Source organism: Chloroflexota bacterium, assembly GCA_020850535.1.
Lineage (GTDB): Bacteria > Chloroflexota > UBA6077 > UBA6077 > JACCZL01 > JADZEM01.
The window spans coordinates 1-21,957 of the sequence record JADZEM010000025.1; the positions used below are offsets into that span (position 1 = coordinate 1).

At 68.8% G+C, this 21,957-nt stretch carries 16 protein-coding genes; 7 read left to right on the top strand and 9 right to left on the bottom strand.

Annotated elements, in window-relative coordinates; genetic code table 11:
- Window positions 1-295: 295 nt before the first annotated feature.
- Window positions 296-1,342: an LLM class flavin-dependent oxidoreductase gene (locus IT306_04690; GenBank protein MCC7367693.1), complete on the top strand. Its 1,047-nt coding sequence runs from the start codon at window positions 296-298 to the stop codon at window positions 1,340-1,342.
- Between the two features lie 4 nt (window positions 1,343-1,346).
- Here IT306_04690 and IT306_04695 read toward each other — a convergent pair whose 3' ends face one another.
- The 6 genes from IT306_04695 to IT306_04720 form a co-directional block, all read right to left on the bottom strand.
- Window positions 1,347-2,537 (bottom strand): polysaccharide deacetylase family protein, encoded by a 1,191-nt coding sequence (locus tag IT306_04695; protein MCC7367694.1) that lies wholly within the window; start codon window positions 2,535-2,537, stop codon window positions 1,347-1,349.
- Window positions 2,538-2,607: 70 nt separating this feature from the next.
- Window positions 2,608-4,233: a glycosyltransferase family 39 protein gene (locus tag IT306_04700; protein ID MCC7367695.1), complete on the bottom strand. Its 1,626-nt coding sequence runs from the start codon at window positions 4,231-4,233 to the stop codon at window positions 2,608-2,610.
- Between the two features lie 396 nt (window positions 4,234-4,629).
- Entirely contained in the window at window positions 4,630-5,955 is a 1,326-nt protein-coding gene (locus IT306_04705) for a C39 family peptidase (protein MCC7367696.1), read from the bottom strand.
- A 259-nt stretch (window positions 5,956-6,214) separates the two neighbouring features.
- Window positions 6,215-7,051: a pantoate--beta-alanine ligase gene (locus IT306_04710; GenBank protein ID MCC7367697.1), complete on the bottom strand. Its 837-nt coding sequence runs from the start codon at window positions 7,049-7,051 to the stop codon at window positions 6,215-6,217.
- Entirely contained in the window at window positions 7,048-7,926 is an 879-nt protein-coding gene (gene panB / locus IT306_04715) for a 3-methyl-2-oxobutanoate hydroxymethyltransferase (protein ID MCC7367698.1), read from the bottom strand. Before panB ends, IT306_04710 begins: the two co-directional genes overlap by 4 nt.
- Before the next feature lie 29 nt (window positions 7,927-7,955).
- Window positions 7,956-8,789, bottom strand: a complete 834-nt coding sequence (locus tag IT306_04720) for a type III pantothenate kinase (GenBank protein ID MCC7367699.1) — start codon at window positions 8,787-8,789, stop codon at window positions 7,956-7,958.
- Between the two features lie 1,039 nt (window positions 8,790-9,828).
- Here IT306_04720 and IT306_04725 point away from each other — a divergent pair.
- From IT306_04725 to IT306_04735, 3 genes are all read left to right on the top strand, one after another.
- Window positions 9,829-11,919, top strand: coding sequence for an adenylate/guanylate cyclase domain-containing protein (locus IT306_04725; protein MCC7367700.1), 2,091 nt, complete (start codon window positions 9,829-9,831; stop codon window positions 11,917-11,919).
- 155 nt (window positions 11,920-12,074) lie between these two features.
- Window positions 12,075-13,310 (top strand): PLP-dependent aminotransferase family protein, encoded by a 1,236-nt coding sequence (locus IT306_04730; protein MCC7367701.1) that lies wholly within the window; start codon window positions 12,075-12,077, stop codon window positions 13,308-13,310.
- A gap of 321 nt (window positions 13,311-13,631) precedes the next feature.
- Window positions 13,632-15,035: a ribonuclease H-like domain-containing protein gene (locus IT306_04735; GenBank protein MCC7367702.1), complete on the top strand. Its 1,404-nt coding sequence runs from the start codon at window positions 13,632-13,634 to the stop codon at window positions 15,033-15,035.
- Between the two features lie 167 nt (window positions 15,036-15,202).
- Here the strand turns inward: IT306_04735 and IT306_04740 are convergent, their stop codons facing one another.
- The gene (locus IT306_04740; GenBank protein MCC7367703.1) at window positions 15,203-15,730 is read right to left on the bottom strand and encodes a hypothetical protein; all 528 of its coding nucleotides are present in this window, start codon (window positions 15,728-15,730) and stop codon (window positions 15,203-15,205) included.
- Window positions 15,731-15,951: 221 nt separating this feature from the next.
- On the bottom strand, window positions 15,952-16,359 hold the full coding sequence (locus tag IT306_04745) for a LysM peptidoglycan-binding domain-containing protein (GenBank protein MCC7367704.1): 408 nt from the start codon (window positions 16,357-16,359) through the stop codon (window positions 15,952-15,954).
- Window positions 16,360-16,457: 98 nt separating this feature from the next.
- Here IT306_04745 and IT306_04750 point away from each other — a divergent pair, with 98 nt between their 5' ends.
- Window positions 16,458-17,876: a DUF1015 domain-containing protein gene (locus IT306_04750; protein MCC7367705.1), complete on the top strand. Its 1,419-nt coding sequence runs from the start codon at window positions 16,458-16,460 to the stop codon at window positions 17,874-17,876.
- Between the two features lie 99 nt (window positions 17,877-17,975).
- On the opposite strand, the gene IT306_04755 is transcribed toward IT306_04750, so the two are convergent.
- Window positions 17,976-19,475 carry a VCBS repeat-containing protein gene (locus tag IT306_04755; GenBank protein ID MCC7367706.1) on the bottom strand — a complete coding sequence of 500 codons (1,500 nt, stop codon included), beginning with the start codon at window positions 19,473-19,475 and terminating at the stop codon, window positions 17,976-17,978.
- 407 nt (window positions 19,476-19,882) lie between these two features.
- Between IT306_04755 and IT306_04760 the strand changes: the two genes are divergently transcribed.
- Both IT306_04760 and IT306_04765 read left to right on the top strand, forming a co-directional pair.
- Complete coding sequence (locus IT306_04760) at window positions 19,883-20,029, top strand: hypothetical protein (protein MCC7367707.1); 147 nt, start codon at window positions 19,883-19,885, stop codon at window positions 20,027-20,029.
- 521 nt (window positions 20,030-20,550) lie between these two features.
- A complete protein-coding gene (locus IT306_04765; GenBank protein ID MCC7367708.1) occupies window positions 20,551-21,432 on the top strand; it encodes a sigma-70 family RNA polymerase sigma factor in 882 nt (293 codons plus the stop codon).
- Window positions 21,433-21,957 lie beyond the last annotated feature (525 nt).

Genomic DNA, 21,957 nt, shown 5'->3' on the forward strand with positions numbered 1-21,957 from the left:
ACTGGAGCGTCGCGCAGCGACTGCAGGATCGTAGGCGGGGCTTTCAAGCCCCGACGCGGCGGCACGACGCGCTCAACATACGATTGCACTGGTAGCAGCATCAGGGCGATTGCATGTTCATTGGTGTACCTGAAGCATCATGGAACGGGCGGTCGGGGACTGAAGTCCCCGACGCGGCCGCACGACGACATCAACATGCAATCGCCCTGCCACATGGTAGCCCGAGCCTGCACGCCACGCCGCCGACGTGCGATCCTACGCCAGACAGTGTGTACTCTCGACGAGGAGCACGGGCGTGGAGATCGGCGTCGGCCTGGACCGCATGCTTCCCTTCTCAGTGGACGAGTTCCGTGAGCTGGCACGAGCAGCGGCCAGCCTCGGGTACACCAGCGTCTGGACCAACTCGATGGCCGGCCGCGACGCGACGCAGATGTGTACGCAGTTCTGGGACGCCAGCCGGGGGGCTGTCGAGGGCGGCCTGCAGACGGGCGTCTCGGTGGTGCCCGCGCCGTTCTGGACCGTCCCCTCGCTGGCCTCGGCTGCCGCCACCACCGCCGACGTCACCGGCGGCCGGTTCACGCTGGGCGTCGGCTCAGGGGACATCCACTCGCTGACCCAGCGACGCTTGCTCGGGTTGCAGGACATCTCGCCGCTCAAGCTGGCCCGCGACTATCTTGTCACGCTGCGGGCGATCCTGGCCGGCCAGGAGGTCACCTACGAAGGGCCGACCGTCCAGTTACAGGGCTTCAAACTCGAGTTCCCCTTCCCGAAGACCCCGGTCATCCTCGGCGCGCTCGGGCCGCAGATGCTGCGGCTGGCTGGCGAGGCGGCGGACGGCGTCGGTCTGAACTGGTGCGCCGCCGAGCAGATCGCCTGGAGCCGCGAGCGGCTGGCCGAGGGGGCGGCCCGGGCCGGCCGCGATCCACGCGAGGTGAAGGTCATCGAGTACATCCGCGTCAGCGTTGACGACGACGCGGACGCCTGCCGCCGCGCCTACATGAAGGCGCTCTTCCGCTACGCCATCGCGCGGCCGGGCGTGCCGAAGCACCTGGGGTATCGGGGGCACTTTGCGCGGATGGGCTTCGACGAGGCCCTGACCGAGCTTGAGGAGCGCCGCGACCGTGGCGCCACCCTCGAAGAGCTGTACGACGCCATGCCCGTCGATCTGGCCCAGCACGTCGGCTACTTCGGGCCAGCCGCCGGGGCGGCCGCGGCCTTCCGCCGCCTCTGCGAAGGGCTGGACGTGGCGCTCGTGCGGGTGGTGCCCGCCCGCCCGACGCTGGATTCGGCCATCGCGGTCATGGAGGCGTGCCGGCCGGCCCTGGTGCACGGCGCGGCCTGACGCGCTACCGCCAGCTCGGCAGGGTGATCCGTGCCGTGATCTGCGCGGGCGTGTCCGCACCGTGCGCCCGCACCCGCCGCAGCTCGAACGCCTGGGCCGGTGTGTGGCGGGTGCCGTGGATCACCGTGACGGCCGCCTCGTAGCCGGCCGCGCGGCTGGCCGCCATCACCGCCGCGTTGTACTTGCCGGCCGGGTAGGCCAGGAAACGGACCGGCTGGCCGATGCGCTCTTCGAGGATCCGCTTCGGCTCGACCAGCTGGCGGCGCAGCTCGTTCGGGCCGATCACGGTGAAGTCGGCGTGGTTGGTGCTGTGCGCTGCGATCTCCATGCCGGCGTCGTTCATCTCAGTGATCTGGTCCCAGGTCAGGTAGCCCGGCCGCTCCACGAAATCCGTCGAGATGAAGAACGTCCCGACCATCTGCCGGGCCTTCAGCAACTGAAACACATACAGATAGTTGTCGTCGTAGCCGTCGTCAAACGTCAGGATGACGGACTTCTTCGGCAGCGCCGCCCCACCCGCGAAATGCTCGAACAGGTCGGCCATCGTGACGGTGGCGATCTCCTGTTCGGCCAGGTAGTCCAGCGTCTTCTCGAAGGTGGCCGGGGAGACGGTCAGGTCGCGGCGGAACACGTCCGGGTTGGGTGGCAACGGCCCGATGTGGTGGTACATCACGATGGGCGCGTCGGCAACGGCACGCGGCGCACCGCGCGGCGCAGGCGTCGGCGGGACACGGGCCGCGACCGCCTCCGGCGATGGCGAGGCGGCCACTATGGGCGCCGGCGACGCGGCCGGCGCGCGGGCCGGGTCCGTCTGCTCGGGGGCGGACTGTTCAGGGCCGGAGGGCTGCTCGGCGGCCGGCGATGGCTCCACCGCCAGCGCCGTCACGGCGACCTCGCCGGCCGGTGATGCCACGGACCCTGGCGGCGGCGAGGCCCCAGCCGACGGAGCCGCGTGCTCGCCAGGATCGGCTTCAGGATCCCCAGTGTGCTCGACCGGGGAGGTCTCCGCATCCTCAGCGTCGGCGGCTGGCGTGGCCGGGTGCGATTGCACCACCACGACGGTCACGCTCCTGCCGCTCAGCTCACGGTACAGGCCGATAGCGGCCAGGGCGGCGGTCACGCTGAGCACGACGGTCAGCGTGATGATGAGCCAGTGACCGAAAAGACGGTTCGGAAGCGAGGGCGAGGGCTGCACGGGCCTCTACTGTACGACCTCGCGGCATCTCGCTACAACGCGACAGACTGGCTGTGCCAGGACTGTGCGCTCAGCGCGAGCGGCGACGCCCGGGATCCTCCAGGCGGCGGCTCTGGTACAGCACCACGCCGTCGTCGTACCCCTCAATCGAGCGGAAGCGGGCATCCACCAGCTTGTCGATCTCACGATCCTCGGTGAGCCAGTACTCGGGAAACAGCAGGAAATCGCTCTGCTCGATCGTGCGGGTGACCTCGGCACGGCGCTCCCAGACGGCCCGGTCCATCCGTTCGAGGGTCAGGCGCGTTCCAGCATAGGGCCGGGCGACGTTCCAGGGCACCGTGCCGACCGTTGCGCCCGGCCGCAGCTCAGCGGCCTTCTTGATGCCGAGGACGTACCCGACGTTCGAGCTGAGATCCAGTGTCAGCGTCGCCGTCAGCATCGGGGCGGCGCACCCCAGCGCGATGACCACCGTCATCAGCACCGAACCGACCGTCCGCGCAGCCTCGCGGTGCTGCGTAGCTCGCAGCGTCCAGGCCCAGCCGAAGGCCCGCGCGACCGTGCTGATCCCGAGCGCCGCGAAGATGGCCGCCAACGGCACGATCTGCGACAGGAACCGCTCCTCCTTGTGGGGCAGCCAGCAGAGGGCCAGGAACATCGTCAGGCCGGCCACCCCGAGGAGGCTCCAGGAGCGGCCCCGCGGCGCGCGGGCGCTCACGCCCAGGCCGACGGCCGCCAGCGCCGCCGTCATCACCCCGAGCCAGCTCGGCGTCTGCCGGAGGTACCAGTCGAACGGCTCCTCGCCGAACTCGATGGGCGCCAGTCCAGACGTCACGTTGTAGCTGAACGAGGCGAGCAGGCTGTGGAACGGCCGGCCATAGGCCACCTGCTCGATGGCCGCCTGAGCCAATACCGCCAGCCCCAGGCCAGCGGCGAAGCCGAGCGCCAGCGCCCCCTCGGGAGTCCGACGATCCATGGCGCGCAGCAGGCGGCCCCGGACGGAGCCGCGCACCAGCACCAGCGAGACGACGCCGACCCACAGGCAGACTGGCGGCAGGTAGAAGATGGCCTGGTAGCGGATCATGCAGCCGAGCCCGAGGGCCAGGCCGCCCCCGAGCGCCGTCGCGAACCGTCGCTCAGCGTCTGGACGGACCGACCGGATCAGCAGCCAGAGGCTCAGCAGGATGCAGAACGTCGAGGGCAGCTCAGCGTAGGTGCTGATCGAGAGGCGATTGACCACCGGGTTCACCGCGACGAGCAGCGCGGCGGCCAACCCCGGCAACTCGCCCACGAGGTCGCGCCCGAGCTGATACGTCAGCCAGACGATCCCAACGCCGAACAGCGCGCTCACGAGCCGCAGCGCCCGAACCATCACCTCGCCGGTCGGGTCGGGCCACCACTGCGCCACGTACAGCACCGGCACGTAGAGCAGCGAGAGCAGCAGGGGCCGCAAGTCCCACCACTCGATGCCGATGCCAAACGCCATCTTGTAGGCGATGTTGACGTATTCGAGCGGGTCGCCCTGCTCGAAGCCAACGGCCCGGCTCAGCAGCCAGAGCCGCAGCCCGAGCGCACCGGCCAGCAGCGCAAGCAACCCGCCAACACCCCACCAGCGCGCCAGCCCCGACGGCGCGGCCGGCGCACGATCAACGGCAGGGGGCTGCACCGGGGCCAGCGCGGAACGTTCGGTGATCGCCATCAGGGTGAGTGTAAACGAGGCGGCGCACGACAGCCGAGCAAGCTCGCACGGCGACCAGGGCGATTGCGCGTTGGGCGCGCCGTGCAGCCTCGTCGGGACTTGAAAGCCCCGCCTACCATCGTGCAGTCGCTGCGCGACGCGCCAGTCTCACCGGACGACGGCTGTTCCCGGTCTCCGTCGCGCAGCGACGGAATGACTGTAGGCGGGGGTTTCAACCCCCGACCGCCCGTCTTACCACGTTCTGGGAACGCCGACGAACATGTAATCGCCCTCGCAAGGCGACAAGTCGGAGGGGCTACGCCATCAATGCCGCTGAGATAGGACGCCATCTGCACCGCGAGCGTCAGCGGCACGGGTGCCACACTGAACGTCAGTGGTGGGTAGCCGCTGCTGCGTCTACAGCGGTCGGGCGATGGCCAGGCCCGCGCCGGGGAAGTCCGAGTTCATCCAGGCACGCTGCAGCTCGGCAGCCGTCAGCACCCGCTCGCCGCGCCCGTTCAGGCTGACGGGGTCGTTGATGATGAAGTCGTCCCCGACCATGCCGGTGATCACGACGTAGTGATCGTAGCCCACCCACAGCCACTCGCGGCCCGGCATCATCCGGTACCGCAGCTGCGGAATGACCGGGTGCCCTGCCCGCAGATGCGCTCGCACGTCGTCCAGCGTCCACTTCTTGTAGCGGCCGTTCTCGTGCAGGTCGAGGCCCTGCAGACCGTATGTCTCGGCCACACTCCGGAGCGATTCGAGCGTCGTGCCGCTGAACGGATCGCCGATGCCCATGGCACGCATCGCCAGCACGCGCGACTGAGCCGTCGGGACGTAGACCCCGAACGATTCAATGGCCATCGCGACGGAGGTCGGGCCGCAGTTCGCCGCCGATGAGATGCTGCCGTCAAGCTGGGTGCGGTACGGCACGTCCAGCCGCGCCACGTTGGCGAACGGCGAGAACGGCTGAGCGATGGGCACATCGCGATCCGACGGACCGCGCGAGGCCGCCACATCCGACCAGTCCATCCAGACGAGCCGGGCCTCCCCGCTGCTGTCCGCGACCTTCACGGCCACCCGACCGCTCCGCTCGACGCCGGCCAGCTCCAGCGTGGCAAGTCGGGGAGCCAGGGCCAGCGGCTCGCCGTCCGCCGTGTCCGATACCCACAGCTTCGCCTGCTGCACACTGGTCACGAAGCGCGGCGCCTGGTCGAGCGGGCCGACATCATTGGCTGGCACCCAGGCAGTGCCACCGGGTCGGCGCGCACCGTCCCCGGCGAACGCGACCTTGATCCAGTTCGGCTGCGACTCCAGAATCCGCAGGTAGCTCCACTGCGGGATCTCGGTCTCGCGGGCCGCCGCGGTCTCTGGAGCGGCGAAGAGCGCCGTCTTGCGGTGCGCCTGCACCCAGGAGATCTTCGGCACGGCAGCGGCCAGCGTGCCGTCGGCGAGCGCAACGGCGTCAGGAACAGCCTGCGTGCCAATCGTGGCCTGGGCGACAACCGGGTCGGGAGTGATCGTCGTACGGACGGGCACCCGGACCGGCAGCCACTCCTGTGCCGGCGATCCTGGCGGGGCCAGGAAGCTCCCGGGCAGCCGTCCGGCCAGCTCGGCGGTGGCCGGCGTGCGGCTCACCACGATGGACGCGAACAGCAGGCCCAGTGCGCTGAGGAGGGAGAGATGCTGCACCCAACGGGCGTCAGCAGGGCGGCGGCGCTCCATACGAATCGCTTGCATCGCCGTTCATTATCCAGGTTTGTGACGCGGATGCAATACCCATGACGCGGAAGATGAGCACTCCACGTTGCGCCCGGGCGCGACAGAAACGGGAACGTGACGGAATGGACGACAACAATGCAACAGAGCCCTTCGAGTCACGAGCGTTCTGATGAGTCAGTGACGGCTTCGCGCAGGTCACAAACTGTGATGCCGTTCTGGTGACTCAAGTCCCGGCGGCCGAGTGGATCGAAACGGTGACGCGCCTGCGGGCAGATCGTTAGCCGCCCAGCACCACGTTGTCGATCAGCCGGGTTTTGCCGACCCGCACCGCCATCGACACGACGGCCGGCCCGGTCACCTGCTCCAACTCGGCCAGGGTCAGCCGGTCGGCCACGCTGACGTACTCCGGCCGCAGCAACGACTCCGTCGAGAGGATCGCCGTCATGGCCGCGCGCAGTCGGTCGGCGTCGCGCTCGCCCGTCGCGTACAGCCGCTCCACCTCCCGCAAGGAGCGCGAGATCGCCAGCGAGGCCTGCCGCTCCTCAGGCTGGAGATAGACGTTCCGGCTGCTCAGGGCCAGCCCGTCGTGCTCGCGGATCGTCGGCATCACCACCACCTCGACCGGGAAATCCAGGTCGAGGGCCATCTTGGTGATGACCAGCGCTTGCTGGGCGTCCTTCTGCCCGAAGTAGGCACGGTCTGGCTGGATCACGTTGAACAGCTTCGCCACCACCGTCGCCACGCCTCGAAAATGGCCGGGCCGGGCCGTGCCCTCCAGTGGCTCCGTCAGCGCGCCCACCATCACGTAGGTGTCGAAGCCAGGCGGGTAGACGACATCGGTCGGCGGCGCGTAGACCAGATCGACGCCGGCCGCCTCCAGCATCGCGAGGTCGCGCTCCATGTTGCGCGGGTAGGTGGTGAAGTCCTCGTTCGGGCCGAACTGCGTCGGATTGACGAAGATGCTGGCCGAGACGCTGGCGTTGTCCCTTCGCGCCTGCTCGACGAGGCTCATGTGGCCCTCGTGCAGGTAGCCCATCGTCGGCACCAGGCCGTGCGGGCGTGGCAGCGTGCGCAGGGCGGCGCGCGTCTCGGGAATGCTGCTGATGACCTTCATGAGACGGCCCCTGCCACCGCTTCCTGGCGCTCGGCTGCCCGTGTCACACGTTCGACCTCAGCCAGGACAGATGGGTCCATGGTAAAGCTGTGCTTCGCAGTCGGGAACGAGCCGGCCCGCACGTCGTCAGCGTAGCGGCTGACGGCGTCCTTGATCTGCTCGCCGAGGTCGGCGTACTGCCCGGCGTGGCGCGGCACGAAGTCGGTGAACAGGCCCAGCAGATCGTGGATCACCTGGACCTGCCCGTCGCAGTGCGGACCCGCCCCGATGCCGATGGTCGGGATGCGCAGGCGGCGGGTGACCTCGGCAGCCAGCGGGGCCGGGATACCCTCCAGCACGATGCCAAATGCACCTGCCCCCTCCAGCGCCTCGGCGTCGGCCAGCAGGCGCGTCGCCACACTGACCGTCCGCCCCTGCACCTTGTGCCCGGACAGCTGGTGGACGGACTGCGGCGTCAGCCCGATGTGGCCCATCACTGGCACGCCGGCATCGACGATCCGTCGAACGGTCTCGGCCACCGTCACGCCGCCTTCGAGCTTGACCGCGCCCGCGCCGCCCTCGCGCATCAGGCGGCCAGCGTTCCGCATGGCCTCCTCGACGGACGCCTGGTAGCTCATGAACGGCAGATCGGCCACGATCAGCGCGCGGCTGGTCCCCCGCACGACGGCCTGGGTGTGCCGGACCATGTCGTCCATCGTGGCGTGGATGGTCGCCTCGTAGCCGAGCACGACGCTCGCGAGGCTGTCCCCCACGAGCAGCATCGGGATGCCGGCCGCGTCGAGCAGCTTGGCAACGCTGTACTCGTACGCGGTCAGCATGGCGATGCGCTCGCCGCGTTGCTTCATGTCCTGGATCTGCTGAATGGTGGTCCGCACGGTGGTCCCCTCCGCGATGGGCGCTCGCCCTACGAGCGCGGATGTCCGGATCCGCCCAGGCCTGGGCGGTCCCCAGAGCCTGAGCGGTCGCCGTGGCCCTCGTTGCGCTGGTAGAACAGCCGAAGTCCCACCAGCGCCAGCCACGGCTCGATTCGGTCGATGACGGTCGTCTCGCCGGCGACGAGGGCGGCCAGCTCGCCGGTCGCCACGACGATGGCCGGCTGGCCCAGCTCGGCGCGGACCCGGGCGATCATCCCCTCGATCATGGCGACGTGGCCGAGCACGGCGCCTGACAGCAGGGCACTGACGGTGTCCTTGCCGATGACGGTCCTGGGATGCGTGACTTCGAAGCGCTGGAGCCGCGAGGTGTGCTGAAACAGCGCCTCGGCGGCCAGCGAGAGGCCCGGTGCGATGATGGCCCCGGCGTAGGAGCCATCGGCGGCGACCACGTCGAACGAGGTGGCCGTGTCGAAGTCCACCACGATGGCCGGGCTGCCATAGAGCTGCTGCACGGCGATGGCGTTGACGATGCGATCCGCGCCCAGCTCACGCGGCTGCTGCGTAGCGATGCGGATGCCGGCCCGGGTGCCCGGCCCGCCCACCACGAGTGCCTGCCGCTTGAACAGGCGCGTGCAGACCTGCTCGAACGCGCCGGTGAGCGGCGGCACCACCGACGCGATGGCCGCGCCCTGCACGTCGCGCCGCGCAACCCCCTCCTCGCGCAGGAAGCCGTCGAGCAGCACCGCGTACTCATCGGCGGTGCGGCGCACGTCGGCGGCCAGCGAGAAGGTCGCCCGCAGCTCCTCGCGCTCGAAGATGCCGGCCTTGATGCGGGTGTTGCTGATGTCGAACGTTGCGAGCACGCGCCCTCCGGCAGCGCTGCCTGGCTGACCCGGCACCGGGCAAAAAACGAGCCTCGCAGGCATGATGCCTGGAGGCGGCAGCGCTCGCGCACGCTCGACGGCAACCTGGGGGTGCCGTGAACGCCAGGATGGCTGCCGTCTCGGTCGTTTTCTGATCCGAGCGGGCCTGTTGTTCGGTGGACTGCGCGTCTGAAAAACTGGTGGCTGGCGTCCGGGGCTGCCGGTCTGCCGCCACCCTCTATGCTAGCAGCGTCAGGACGCCGCTGCCAGCCGCGTACAGCCTCCCCAGAGTTCCGGGAGCAGGGCGATTGCATGTTCATTGGTGTCCCCGAAGGATCATGGAACGGACGGTCGGGGACTGAAGTCCCCGCCTACAGTCACGCCGTCGCTGCGCGACGGCCGTCGGGAACGGCAGGCACTGGTGAGACTACAGCGTCGCGCAGCGACTGCAGGATCGTAGGCGGGGCTTTCAAGCCCCGACGCCGCCGCACGACGCGCTCAACATACGATTGCACTGGTAGCAGCACCAGGGCGATTGCATGACGAGCACGTCCTGCAACCTCGTCGGGGACTGAAGTCCCCGCCTACAGTCACGCCGTCGCTGCGCGACGGACACCGGGCACGGACAGGGACTGGTGAGACTACAGCGTCGCGAAGCGACTGCAGGAGTGTAGGCGGGGCTTTCAAGCCCCGACGCGGCGGCACGACGACATCAACATGCAATCGCCCTGGTTCCGGGAGCAGGCCGCTTGACCGTCCCGGGCGGCACGCCTACAATCCAGATGCGTACCAGGCGACTGTGTACGCATTAGGGTGACGCCTCACATACTGGAACGGCCGGTCCATGGCGCAGCGGCCTGAGCGCGTTCCCGGGGAGGCCGGACATCGTTCACTCCCGAGGGCCGCAGGCGGGTTGCCCCACACTGATGAAGCTTCGCAGGCGCGTTGTCTACAGACGGTCCCTGCGAGGATCGGCCACCGCGGTGAAGGCTGTGCGATACGCCCGTCGTCCATCCATCCGCCAGCCTGAGGCTGCCGCGTGAACCGCCGTCAGCGTCGCCGCCTGCTCATCACGGCGTTGATCTGGCTGTTGACGGCGAGCACGCTCTCGCTGCTGCACCTCCGAACGCCGGCCCTCGATATGACCCAGGCGCGCGCCACGGATACCCTCTTCTTCTTCCCGCGCCAGGTCTCACCAGAGGTCTCGCAGCACGTGGTGCTGGTCGCCATCGACAACAAGTCGGTGGCCGAGCTGAGATCGTACGGGCGCGTCTTTGGCTGGCCGCGTTCGCTTCACGCCGTCGTGCTCAAGAACCTGGCCGAGGCCCGCGCGCGCACAGTGGTCTTCGACGTGCTGTTCGACGTGCCGGCCGAGGACGACGCCGAGCTGGCGGCGGCCATCGACGACGCGGTGAGCCGTGCCACCTTTGTCGTGCAGCCATCGGTCGGCGATCTGCTGACGCGTACGCGGACCGCCGCCGACCAGTGGCAGGGGTATGGGGAGGTCATCGAGCCGCGCTCGGTATTCACCGACGTGTCGAGCGGCGTCGGCATGGTCGATCAGGATCCCGACCCTGACGGCACGGTGCGGCGGGTGCCGATGGTCTTCAACGTGCGCGGCGAGCCGTACCCGTCGCTCGCGCTGCTCGCGGTGGCACGCTTCCTCCGTCGGCCCTCGGCGTGGGACGGCCAGATTCAGCCGGACCACATTCCGCTGGCTGGCCGCGAGATCCCGATTGACGGGCGCGGCAACCTGCTCGTCAACTTCGCGGGCGGCCCTCACCAGAGCGCTCCGCCGGCCTTCCCGGTCGTGTCCTTCGTGGACGTGCTGCGCGGGCAGATCGCTCCCGAGACCTTCCGGGGCAAGCTCGTGCTGATCGGCATCACCGGCGCCGGCTTCGCGGACGACTACTGGACGCCGACCTCCGTGCGCGGCAAGATGCCCGGGGTCGAGGTCCACGCCAACGCCATCGACACGATCCTGCGCGGCGACTTCATCCGCGATGCGCCAGACTGGCTGACGGTGGCCCTGATCTTCGCGCTGTCGCTGGTGGCGGCGCTGGCGTTGCTGGGCCTGCCGATGCTCGCAGCGGCGCTCGGATCCCTGCTCGCCGTGGCGGTCTACATGCTCGGCGCGTCCTACTACTTTGACGCGCACGTGGTGCTGAACCTGATCTATCCGCCCCTGGCTCTGGGGCTGACCTACACCGGCGTCGTGTTCTACCGGGTGATCTTCGAGCAGGGACAGTCTCGCGCGCTGCGCGCCGTCCTTGGACAGTATCTCTCGCCGTCCGTCGTGGAGCACGTCACGCGCGATCCGGACAGCCTGAAGCTGGGCGGCGACGAGCGCGAGATGACCGTCATGTTCTCCGACCTGCGCGGCTTCACGACGTTCTCGGAGTCGCTCGATCCGGAGACGCTCGTTCACCTGCTGAACGAGTACCTGACCATCATGTCGGACGTGATCTTCAAGTACGACGGCACCATTGACAAGTACATGGGCGATGCGATCATGGCGTTCTGGGGCGCGCCGCAGCACCAGCCGGACCATGCCGCCCTGGCCTGCCGTGCCGCCCTGGAGATGGTGGCCGCCCTGGACGATCTGAACGCGCGCTGGGTCGCTCAGGGGCGGGTGCCGCTGGTGATGGGCATTGGCATCAACACCGGGACCATGAAGGTCGGCAACATGGGCTCCAGCAGCCGCTTCGACTACACCGTGCTGGGCGACGCCGTGAACCTGGCCTCGCGGCTGGAAGGGCTGAACAAGGAGTATGGGACGACGTTGATCGTCAGCAAGGCGTCGCTCGACGGGACCGGCGGCGTGTTCCACGATCGGTTCCTCGATCTGGTGGCCGTCAAGGGCAAGAAGGAGCCGGTGGCCGTCTACGAGATCCTGGATGCCGAGCGGCTGCCCGGCATCCATTCGGGGCCAGCCCTGCGCGCCTACGATGAGGGGATCGAGCTGTACCGCGAGCGTGACTGGCTCGGCGCAGCGGCGAAGTTCCAGGAGGCCCTGCGCCTCAGCCCCGACGACGGCCCGAGCGCCGTCTACCTCCAGCGCTGCGAGGAGCTGCTGCACGATCCGCCACCCATCGACTGGGACGGCGTCTACGTGATGACGCGCAAGTGAGCAGGCCGCGGCCTACGCCACGGCTTACGGCTTACCCGCCCCCAGTCCAATCCTCGGATGGACTGTTCGGCCCGTCTCTGCTGGTCTGGTATTCTTGTGCTGAACGCCTGAGTGCCCACACGGCTTGATACGCCCACTCGAAACGGAGCTGTGCTATGTCCGTCTCCTGGTCTAACGTCTTCGCCAGCCGCACCAGTCGGATGAAGGCCTCCGATATCCGGGAGCTGCTCAAGCTCACCGCGCGCCCGGAGATCATCTCCCTGGCGGGTGGCCTGCCGGCCCCCGAGCTTTTCCCGATTGACCAGTACCGACGGGCGTTCGAGTGGGTATTGGAGACGAACGGCACCGCTGCCCTGCAGTACGGCCCGTCGGAGGGGTACAAGCCGCTCCGCGAGCTGCTGGCCGCCCGCATGACCGGCATGGGCGTCCCCGCTACCGCCGACGAGATCCTGATCACCAATGGCTCGCAGCAGGGCCTCGACCTGGTCGCCAAGATCTTCCTCAACCCTGGAGACGCCGTCTGCCTGGAGAATCCCAGCTACATGGGCGCGATCCAGGCGTTCGACTCGTATCAGGCCGACTACGTCATCGTGCCGATGGACGACGACGGCATGAAGTCGGAAGAGCTGGACGCCATCCTCACGAAGCACCCGGCCAAGTTCATCTACGCCCTGCCGAACTTCCAGAACCCGAGCGGGCGCTGGATGAGCGTCGAGCGGCGGAAGATCCTGGTCGAGACGGCGAAGAAGCACAACATTCCGATCATCGAGGACGATCCGTACGGCGAGCTGCGCTTCGAGGGTGAGGCCCGCCCGAGCCTGCGCTCGCTCTGGCCGGAAGGGGTCATCTACCTGGGGACATTCTCGAAGATCCTGGCGCCGGGCTTCCGCCTCGGCTGGATGGTCATCCCGCAGGCCGCCTACGACGAGATCATCTTCGGCAAGCAGCCGTCCGATCTGCACACGTCAATGGCGACCCAGATGGCGACTTACGAGGTGTGTCGGCAGGCGGGCTTCCTCGAAGACCACGTCGAGAAGATCCGCGCGGTCTATCGCGAGCGCCGCGACGTGATGCTCAAGGCCATGGAGGAGCACTTCCCCGAGGGTTGCACCTGGACGAAGGCCCAGGGCGGCCTGTTCGTCTGGGCCGAGGTGCCGCCGTCCATCGACACGCGTGAGCTGCTGGCCGAGGCCCTGGAAGAGAACGTCGCGTTCGTGCCGGGACAGTCGTTCCACGCGGACCGCGGCGGCCACAACACGATGCGCCTGAACTTCTCGAACGTGACCTCGGAGCGGATCGAGGAGGGTATCGCGCGGCTCGGCCGGGCGATCAAGCGGCGGCTGGCACGCGCGGCAGCCCAGACCGGCGAAGGCGTCGCCGTCAGCCCTTAGTGTCTTGTCAGATGTCAATTGCAGGGTCGCTCGGCGCCCCTCGTCATCCCGACTGTAGCGAGGAACGAGCGGAATGGAGGGATCTTCCTCAAGCCTGCACATGGATCGCCGGGGAAGATCCCTCGACTGCGCTCCGGATGCTTGCCCTGAGCTTGCCGAATGGGTCGCTCCGCTCGGGCCAACCGGGGGAGGCGTTGGCCGTGACGCAATCGCGTCGTTCACGATTGACAGCCCACTAGCCCGACCCCGATGCAGCAGTGCCACGTGGAGGAACGCTCACCCCCATCCCACTGTGCGGCGTGGGGGTGAGGTCTGCCGGCCATGAGCGTCGATGTGCGGGCCCGGCTTCGGAAGGTGCTCGGACCGAGCCGGCCGGCCGCGCCCGATGGCCAGCCGCCCGATGGCCAGCCCCCCGAGACTCGCCGCCCCGCACCCAGGTTCCCAGGCCACGCGCACGACGTGCAGGATCTCGTCGAGGGGCGCGAGATCCAGGGGCCGCTCGGGGCCTGCTTCGTGGCCGAGCAGCGCTTCGCACTCGGGCATCGCCACGGACAGGAGCGTCTTGGGCGCTTCTTCGACCTGACCGACCGCAGCCTGGGCTGCCTTGCGCGCTCGGCGCTGCCGCTCGACGTAGACCGCGAGTCGGTGGTGTTTCTGGACACCGAGACCACGGGCCTGTCTGGCGGCACCGGCACCTACGCCTTCATGGTCGGGCTGGCCTACTTCCGTGGCGACCAGTTGCTGGTGCAGCAGTATTTCATGCGCCACCATGCCGAGGAGCCGGCGATGCTGGCGCTGCTGGCCCAGACGCTCGGTCAGCACGAGGCCGTGGTCACGTTCAACGGCAAGTCGTTCGACGTGCCGCTGCTCTTGACCCGCTACACGGCGAACCGTCAACGGCACGCCGTCCCGACCGGGCTGCATCTCGACTTGCTCCACCCCTCACGGCGGTTCTGGCGCGAGAGCCTGGAATCGTGCACCCTCGGCACGCTCGAACGGGCCGTGCTCGGCCACACCCGCAACGGCGACGTGCCGGGCTGGATGATCCCCGATCTCTACTTCCGCTACCTGCGCGGCGGCGACCCCGGCCCGATGGCGATGGTCTTCGAGCACAACCTGCACGACCTGTTGAGCCTGGTGGCGCTCACGTCGCGGCTGGGCCGGCTGCTGGACGCGCCGCCGGTGGCGGCGTCGTCCGGCGTTGGGGCGGCTGTTGGGACAGGCGGGGCCGATGCTGATTTCCCGCACCCGCCCCAGCACGGACGTGGACGCAGCAGCGTCCTGGAGCTGTTCGCCGCCGCCCGCATCTACGAGGATCTCGGCCTGTGGGACGAGGCCTGCGAGCGCTACGAGCAGGCCCTCACGACGGGCAAGGCCGTCGATCTGCGGGCGCGGGTGGCCGGGCGGCTGGCGGCGCTCTGCAAGCGGGCCGGTCGCCATGAGCGGGCCATCGAGCTGTGGCGGCGGCTTGCCAGCATGGGGCTGACCGGCTGCGAGCCGTACGTTGAGCTGGCGAAGCACTACGAGCACCAGCTCCGGGACTACGACGCCGCCCTGGCGGTCGTCGAGGAGGCCCTGGCGCTGGTCGAGATCCAGGAGCTGCGGCGCAACGCCCGTGGGTCCACCGAGCGCCGTGAGCTGGAGTACCGCCGAGCACGCCTCCACCAGAAGCGGCTACGAGCGCGCGGTCAGGCGGCCCCGGAGGCCCAGCCCGAGACCGCCTGAGCGGCGCGATCCGGCCGAGCGAGGCCAGGCCGTCAGGCGCATCAGGCCCGGCGGCCCCGCGCATGATGACGGACGGGAAGACGAAGCCAGGGCTTCGATGAGATCTCCATAGCAGCTGTGGGAGGTTATCCCGGCTCGGACCTCCACTGCTGTCCGGCCCGGCTGTACTACCGCCCGGGCGTCGGGTTCGGGCGCGCGCCGCCGGGCAGCGCCGTGTTCGGGTTGATGATGGCCGGCCCGCCGCCGCTCCCGGACGAGCCGCTGCCACTGGACGGCGGGTTGCTCGGGGGGCGCGTCGCAGCCGGGGCTGGCGGCGCGGGCCTGGGGGCCGGGGCCGTCTCACGTTGGGCGGTTGGCTTCGGGGCCGGCGCAGGAGCCGGATCGCGGGCTGGCGGCGCATCTCGGTTCGTGGCGGGCTGGGTCGGTTTGGCGGCCGGGCGCGTCGTGCTGCCGCCACCGGAGCGCGCGGGCGGCGCCGGGGTTGGCGATCCCTTGATCTCGAGCGGCGGCAAGTAGCTGACCGGCAGGCCGCCGCCCTGAATCACGACAGCCATCGTCGGGTCGGGAGTGGGCTGAGGAATGTACGTCGGGGGCGGCTCCGTCGCGCCGCTGGCGACGCGCGTACAGCCGACCAGCAGGCTGGCAGCGAGCGTCACCAGGATGCTGCCAGCCTGCTGGCGGCGTCCTGGTGACATTGGCCGCCGTGCTGGGCCTGCCCCCACACGATCCTCCCGTGCTGCTGCCCCACGGCCAGCCGGGCCGTGGCGGTACGGTCAAGTATCCAGAAGACGGCGAATCCAGACCAACCACCGGCTGCCCGATCCGGGACGAAACGGGCCGAAACAGGGAGATCCGGGCGCATCACGCGGAAACTGTAACGCCGGGCGTGGGCAGGCCTGAGGCGGCGCGAGGATCATCAGGGGCGCGGCGGGATCCGAAGCTGCATGCCGATCTTGACGCTGTCAGGGTTCTCGCCGATCAGGGAGCGATTCGCGTCGTAGATGCGACGCCAGGCAGACGGGTCGCCGTAGAAGCGCTCGGCGATGGTGGCCAGGGTGTCGCCTTCGGCCACGGTGTACGTCTCGCCAGCAGCCGGCGATGGGCTCGGGGACGGGCTGGGCGACGGCGGCGCTGGTGACGGAGACGGCGGCGTCAGCGGTCCGGACGGCGTGCCGGACGCGGGTGATGCCACAGCCGTCACAGCAGCAGGTGTCGGCGTCGGCGTGCTGCCGCCGACCCACCCGCACGCCAGGATCAGTACCGTCCCGACGACGAGGACGTGGACGGCGAGCCGGGGAGTTGGGCGGGCGAACTTCCTGAACATCGTGTAGGGAACGGTACGTCGGCACACGGGCCGACGCAACGGTTTCCAGCACGATTGGGGCCGGTTCGTGACGTTGCCGCTGCTATACTCGAAGCCTGATGGCAGACGTTCAGCCGTTCAGGGGCTTGCGATTCTCGGCGGCAGCAGCGCCGGACATCGGCCAGGTGCTCTGCCCGCCGTACGATGTCATCGATGCCACTGATGATGCGCGGTTGCGAGCGCAGCACCCGCTGAACGTCGTGCGGGTCGAGTTGACGACAGCCTCGGTGAGCGGCGGCGACGACGGCCGCTACCAGGAGGCGGCGGACACGTTGCACCAGTGGCGCGAGCAGGGCGCACTGGTTCGGGAGCCGGAGCCGGCCTACTACCTCCACGAGGCCACGTTCGTCGTGCCGCCGCTGGCCGGGCAGCCCGGGCGGACGGCCACCCGCCGCGAGCTGATCGCTGCCGTCCGGGTCCAGCCGTGGGAAGACCGGGCGGTTCTCCCGCACGAGCACACCTACCCGCGCGCCAAGGCTGACCGTCTGCGGCTGCTGGCGGCCACCGAGACGAACCTCAGCCCGATCCTGGCGTTCTTTCAGCGCAACGGTCAACGCGACGGCCAGCGTGACAGTCAGCGCGCGGGGCAGGCCGTGTCGCAAGCGCGCGGTGATGACAGGCCGACCGGGGCGGCGTCTGGCCCGGACGCCGTCGATGCCGCCTGGGCCTGGACGGCTGGCCGCACACCCGACGCCGAGGGAACCGATGCCGAAGGTGTTGGGCACCGGCTGTGGGTGCTCGCCGAGCCGGCCCTGGTGGACGGTCTGCGCGCATACTTCAGCGGCCGTCCCCTGTTCATCGCGGACGGCCACCATCGCTACGAGACGGCCCTGAACTACCTGGCGGACCGTCGCCAACAGGCCGGCGGCGACCTCCCCGCCGATCACCCCGCCCGCTTCGTGATGATGCACCTCATCGCCGAGGACGATCGGGGGCTGGTGATCCTGCCGCTGCACCGGCTCCTGCGCGGAGTCGGTCAGGGCGCTGCTGAGTCGCTGCTGCCGGCGCTGCGCGCCTCGTTCGACGTCGGCCCGCAGACGGCGACGCCCATCGAGGCCGTCCTGACTGCGCTGGACGAGCACGGCACGAACGGCCAGGCGCTGGCCCTGCTCGACGCCGGATCTAGCGACGCCGCGCTGCTGACGCGAGCGGCAGACGCCCCGCTCCCGGCATCCATCCCGGCCGACCGCGACATCTCCTGGCAGTCGTTGGACGTGGTGCTGCTCGACTCGACCATCGTGCGGCCCCTGCTGGCAGAGCACAACCTCCACGCCGAGGACGCCATCGCCTACACCCGCGACGCCGAGGACGCCGTGCGGCAGGTGCGTAGCGGTGCGGCAGACATCGCGGTGCTGGTCAACCCGACCCGGGTGGAGCAGATCGCGGCGGTGGCGCTGGCCGGCGAGCGCATGCCGGAGAAGTCCACCTACTTCTACCCGAAGGCCCCGACGGGGCTGGTCTTCCGCCGGCTGGCGTGACTGCTGCCGAGCACGAGGCACCCGAGCAGTTGTGCTCGATCCGGCCAACCATGGAGGATGACGTCGTAGACCCACACCTGCCCGCGTGGTCTGCTACGGTCAGGGGCATGTGAGGCAGACAAGGGCGACGTCGTCAACCCAGGCGCGGTCGCCTGGCCGCATGTTCCAGTAGACGTCCAGCCGCCCGCTCGTGAAGCCCGCCGGGAGGGTAAGCTGCTGGCTGACTTGCGTCCAGTCGATCGTGCCGTCTACTGCGCTGCTGTTCCAGACTCGCACGACAGGCGTGAGCTGGACGTAGCGCACGCGGACGCCGATCCCACTGACGTTGTCGGTCTTGACCCAGGCCGTGAGCTGATACGTCTGGCCAGCTTGCACCGTCGGTCGCTGGAACGTGTAGGGCGCCTCCAACGCGCTTGCCGACCCTTCCAGTCGGAGGGATGCGTCACCACTGTGCCGGATCGACGTATCCCGCGTCGCGCGCTGCCGCTGGAACCAGAAGGTCGGCTCGCCGGTGCTGCCAGCGACCTCGAACGACGGGTTTGCAACCAGATTCGGTCCGGACGGCGGAGGGGTCGGCGTACCAGGCGGTGGCGAGTCACTCTGGTTGAGCAGCACACTGACCGTGTTGCCAGTGACGCTGTTGCCGTTGACCGTCGCGAGGTCGAGCCGACCATCAGCGTTGAAGTCCGCCGCCGCGACGGAGTATGGGCCACCACCGGTTGGGAAGTCAGTCCTGCTACTGAAGGACGGGGTTGCCGCGCCGGCCGTCATCGTGTTGACCAGGACGCTGACCGTGTCCGCGCCGGAGTTGGCGCTGACGAGGTCGGGCTTGCCGTCGCCGCTGGTATCGGCGGCGACGATCCCCCACGGCTCGCGGGCCACGCTGAGGTCAGCTTGGGGGCCAAAGGACGGCGTCGTTGCTCCTGCCGCAGTCGTGTTCAACAACACGCTGATCGTATGTGTGCCGATATTGGTCGTCATCAGATCGGGCTTGCCGTCGCCGTTGAGGTCGGCCGCGGCCACCGAGCGCGGCAGCTGTGCCACGTCGAAGTCGGCCTTTGGGCGGAACGTCGGCTGGCTGGCGCCGGGCGCGGTGGTGTTGAGCAGCACGCTCACCGTGCTCGACGCAGCATTCGCCACGACGACATCCACGTCACCGTCGGCGTTGATGTCTGCCGCGGCAATCGCATAGGGATTGCCGCTGACGGCAAACATGGTCGGTGCGCCGAAGGACGGCGTTCCCGCGCCGCCCGAGGTGGTATTGAGCAGCACGCTGATGGTGTCGTGGTTGCCTTCGTTCGCAACGACGAGATCGGGCTTGCCGTCGCCGTTGATATCCGCCGCGGCTATCGAGGTCGGTTGCGCTCCTGCGGCGAAGGAGGTCAGGGCGCCGACGGTCGGGGTCATGGCGCCGGCCGCTGTGGTGTTGAGCCGTACGCTGATGGTGCCGGCGTCGATGTTCGCCGTAACGAGATCAGGTCGTCCATCGGCATTGAGGTCGGCCGCGATCACCCAGTACGGTCGGATCCCCGCGCCGAAGTTGGTCTTCGGGCCGAACGTCGGCGTCGTTGCACCTGCTGTCGTGGTGTTGAGCAGCACGCTGACCGTATTTCCACCATCGTTGGCCGCGACGAGATCCGGTCGATGGTCACCATTGAAGTCTACGACCGCGAACGCGTGTGGATAGAGGCCCACCGCAAAGTCTGTGTGTGGGGCGAAGGCGTCCAGCGGACTTGTTGCCGTGAACCCGAACCCGACCAGCCCTACGAGCAGCGAGAGCATCGTCTGGACCCAGAACACCGGTCGCCGGCGAGCTTGCCGCGACAAACGCATGGGAGGACCACCCTTCTGGAACGTCGATACGTCGCCGAAGCGGCTGTCCAGGATCGCATCGTGCTCGACGATCCGCTGGCACGACTGGCGAGGCGGCGGAGACGCCGGAGCACAGGAATCCACGCTACCACAGTTCGCGACAGGATGCTTGGGGCAACTGACACGAAAGCGCCGTGAGCTTCGTCATCATCTCCGTGGCGCTGCGCGTCGCCGTCTCGAACGGGCGTGCGGAGGCGCCGGCCGGCGAGCGCATGCCGGAGACGTCCACCTGCTTCTACCCGAAGGCCCTGACGGGGCTGGTCTTCCGCCCGTTGGCGTGACTGCTGCTGGTCACGAGTCACACGAGTCAGATGTGCTCGATCCGGCCAAAGATGGCACGGTCAGCAGACGGTATGGTCATCATAACGAAGCTGTGACACCCGGAACGGGCCGGCGTGGCGCAAACTGGCCGCATCTGGCAGCTTTCACGGCACGATCTGTGCACCTGACGCGGGAAACCCCGAGCGGCTGATCTCGACTGTACTCGAAGGCGGCAGTCACCCTGGCCTGTTCGCTTGCGAGCAGCCAGGATGTTCTGTAGGACACGGACTTTGCCCGGAAAAAGCAGGACGATAGACCTGGAACTTTTCGAAGCCCCTTTCCGTTATATGGGTACGAGAGTGCGGTTGCAGCGTAGCTCTCGTTCCTGCCTACCGCTGGGGGGAAGCGCTCACACTCGAGTCCGCGTGCTGGCCCTGGCCAGTACCGAAGGAGCATCACGATGATGGCGGAAGAGTCCATCACAACAGGAGCCTCCGCCGAGCGCGAGTCGGAGTCGTTCAGCGAGGCGCTGCCGCTGTACTTGCAGGAGATCGGGCGTGTCCCCCTGCTGACCGGCGCCGCCGAGGTGGATCTGGCGAAGGCGATCGAGGCCGGCAACGAGGCGGCAGGTTTGCTGGCGGACGGCAAGCCCCGCTCCCCGCAAGACCTGGAGCTGTTGGCGGACCTGATCGAGCGTGGCAACGAGGCGCGCCGCCGGCTGGTCGAGTCCAACCTCCGGCTGGTGGTGAGCGTCGCGCGGCGCTACATGAATCGTGGCATCCCGCTGGGCGACCTGATCCAGGACGGCAACATCGGCCTGATGCGGGCGGTCGAGAAGTTCGACTACCGCCGGGGCTTCAAGTTCAGCACCTACGCGACGTGGTGGATCCGGCAGGCGGTCAGCCGCTCGCTGGCCGACCACAGCCGCACCATCCGCGTGCCCGTCCACATGGTCGAGACGATCAACAAGTACGTCCGGCTCTCGAGCTCCCTGCAACAGGATCTCGGGCGCGAGCCGACCATCGACGAGGTCGCGGCGGCAATGGAAGTCCCGCCGGAGCGGGTGCGCGAGATCATCCGCATCCTCCCGCAGCCGATCTCGCTCGAGAGCACGGTGGGCGACGAGGCCGACGCCACCCTGGCCGACTTCGTGGTGGACGAGAACGCCCCCGACATGGACGACGCCGCCGCCAGGATCGTGCTGCGGGCGCAGGTCGAGGGTGTGTTGGAGACGCTGACCCCGCGCGAGCGCCGAGTGGTCGAGTTGCGCTTCGGGCTGGACGGCGACAAGCTGTACACGCTCTCGGAGATCGGGGCCGAGCTGGGGGTGACGCGCGAGCGCATCCGCCAGATCGAGACGAAGGCGCTCCGCAAGCTGCGCCACCCGAGCCGCTCGAAGCTGCTCCGCGAGTTCTCTGACTGACAACCCCGCCGGCGCCGTCTGCGCGCCACTCTGACGTTTGAAGGCCCTTCCGCGCGGAAGGGCCTTCGGCGTAGGTCGTAGGTCGTAGGTCGTAGGTCGTAGGTCGTAGGTCGTAGGTCGTAGGTCGTCGTGATTGTGAAAGCATGCAAGTTCTAGTTGTCATCCTGAGCGCAGCGAAGGACCTCCCCCGCTGACCGTCAACCCTCGCGTCAGCGGGTGAGGTCCTTCGCTGCGCTCGCAAGCTCGCTACGCTCAGGATGACATGGTAGGCGAGGCGCGCCACCTGGCGTGGGGCGTGGGAGGATGCGGTTTCGGAGACCCGGTTTTCACGATTCGGGGGGTGGCCGGGCAGGGCGATTGCATGTCTGTTGGTGCTCCCGAGGCACCGTCACACGCGAGGTCGGGGACTGAAGTCCCCGCCTACAGTCACGCCGTCGCTGCGCGACGGCCGTCGGGAACGGCCGGCACTGGTGCGACTGGAGCGTCGCGCAGCGACTGCAGGATCGTAGGCGGGGCTTTCAAGCC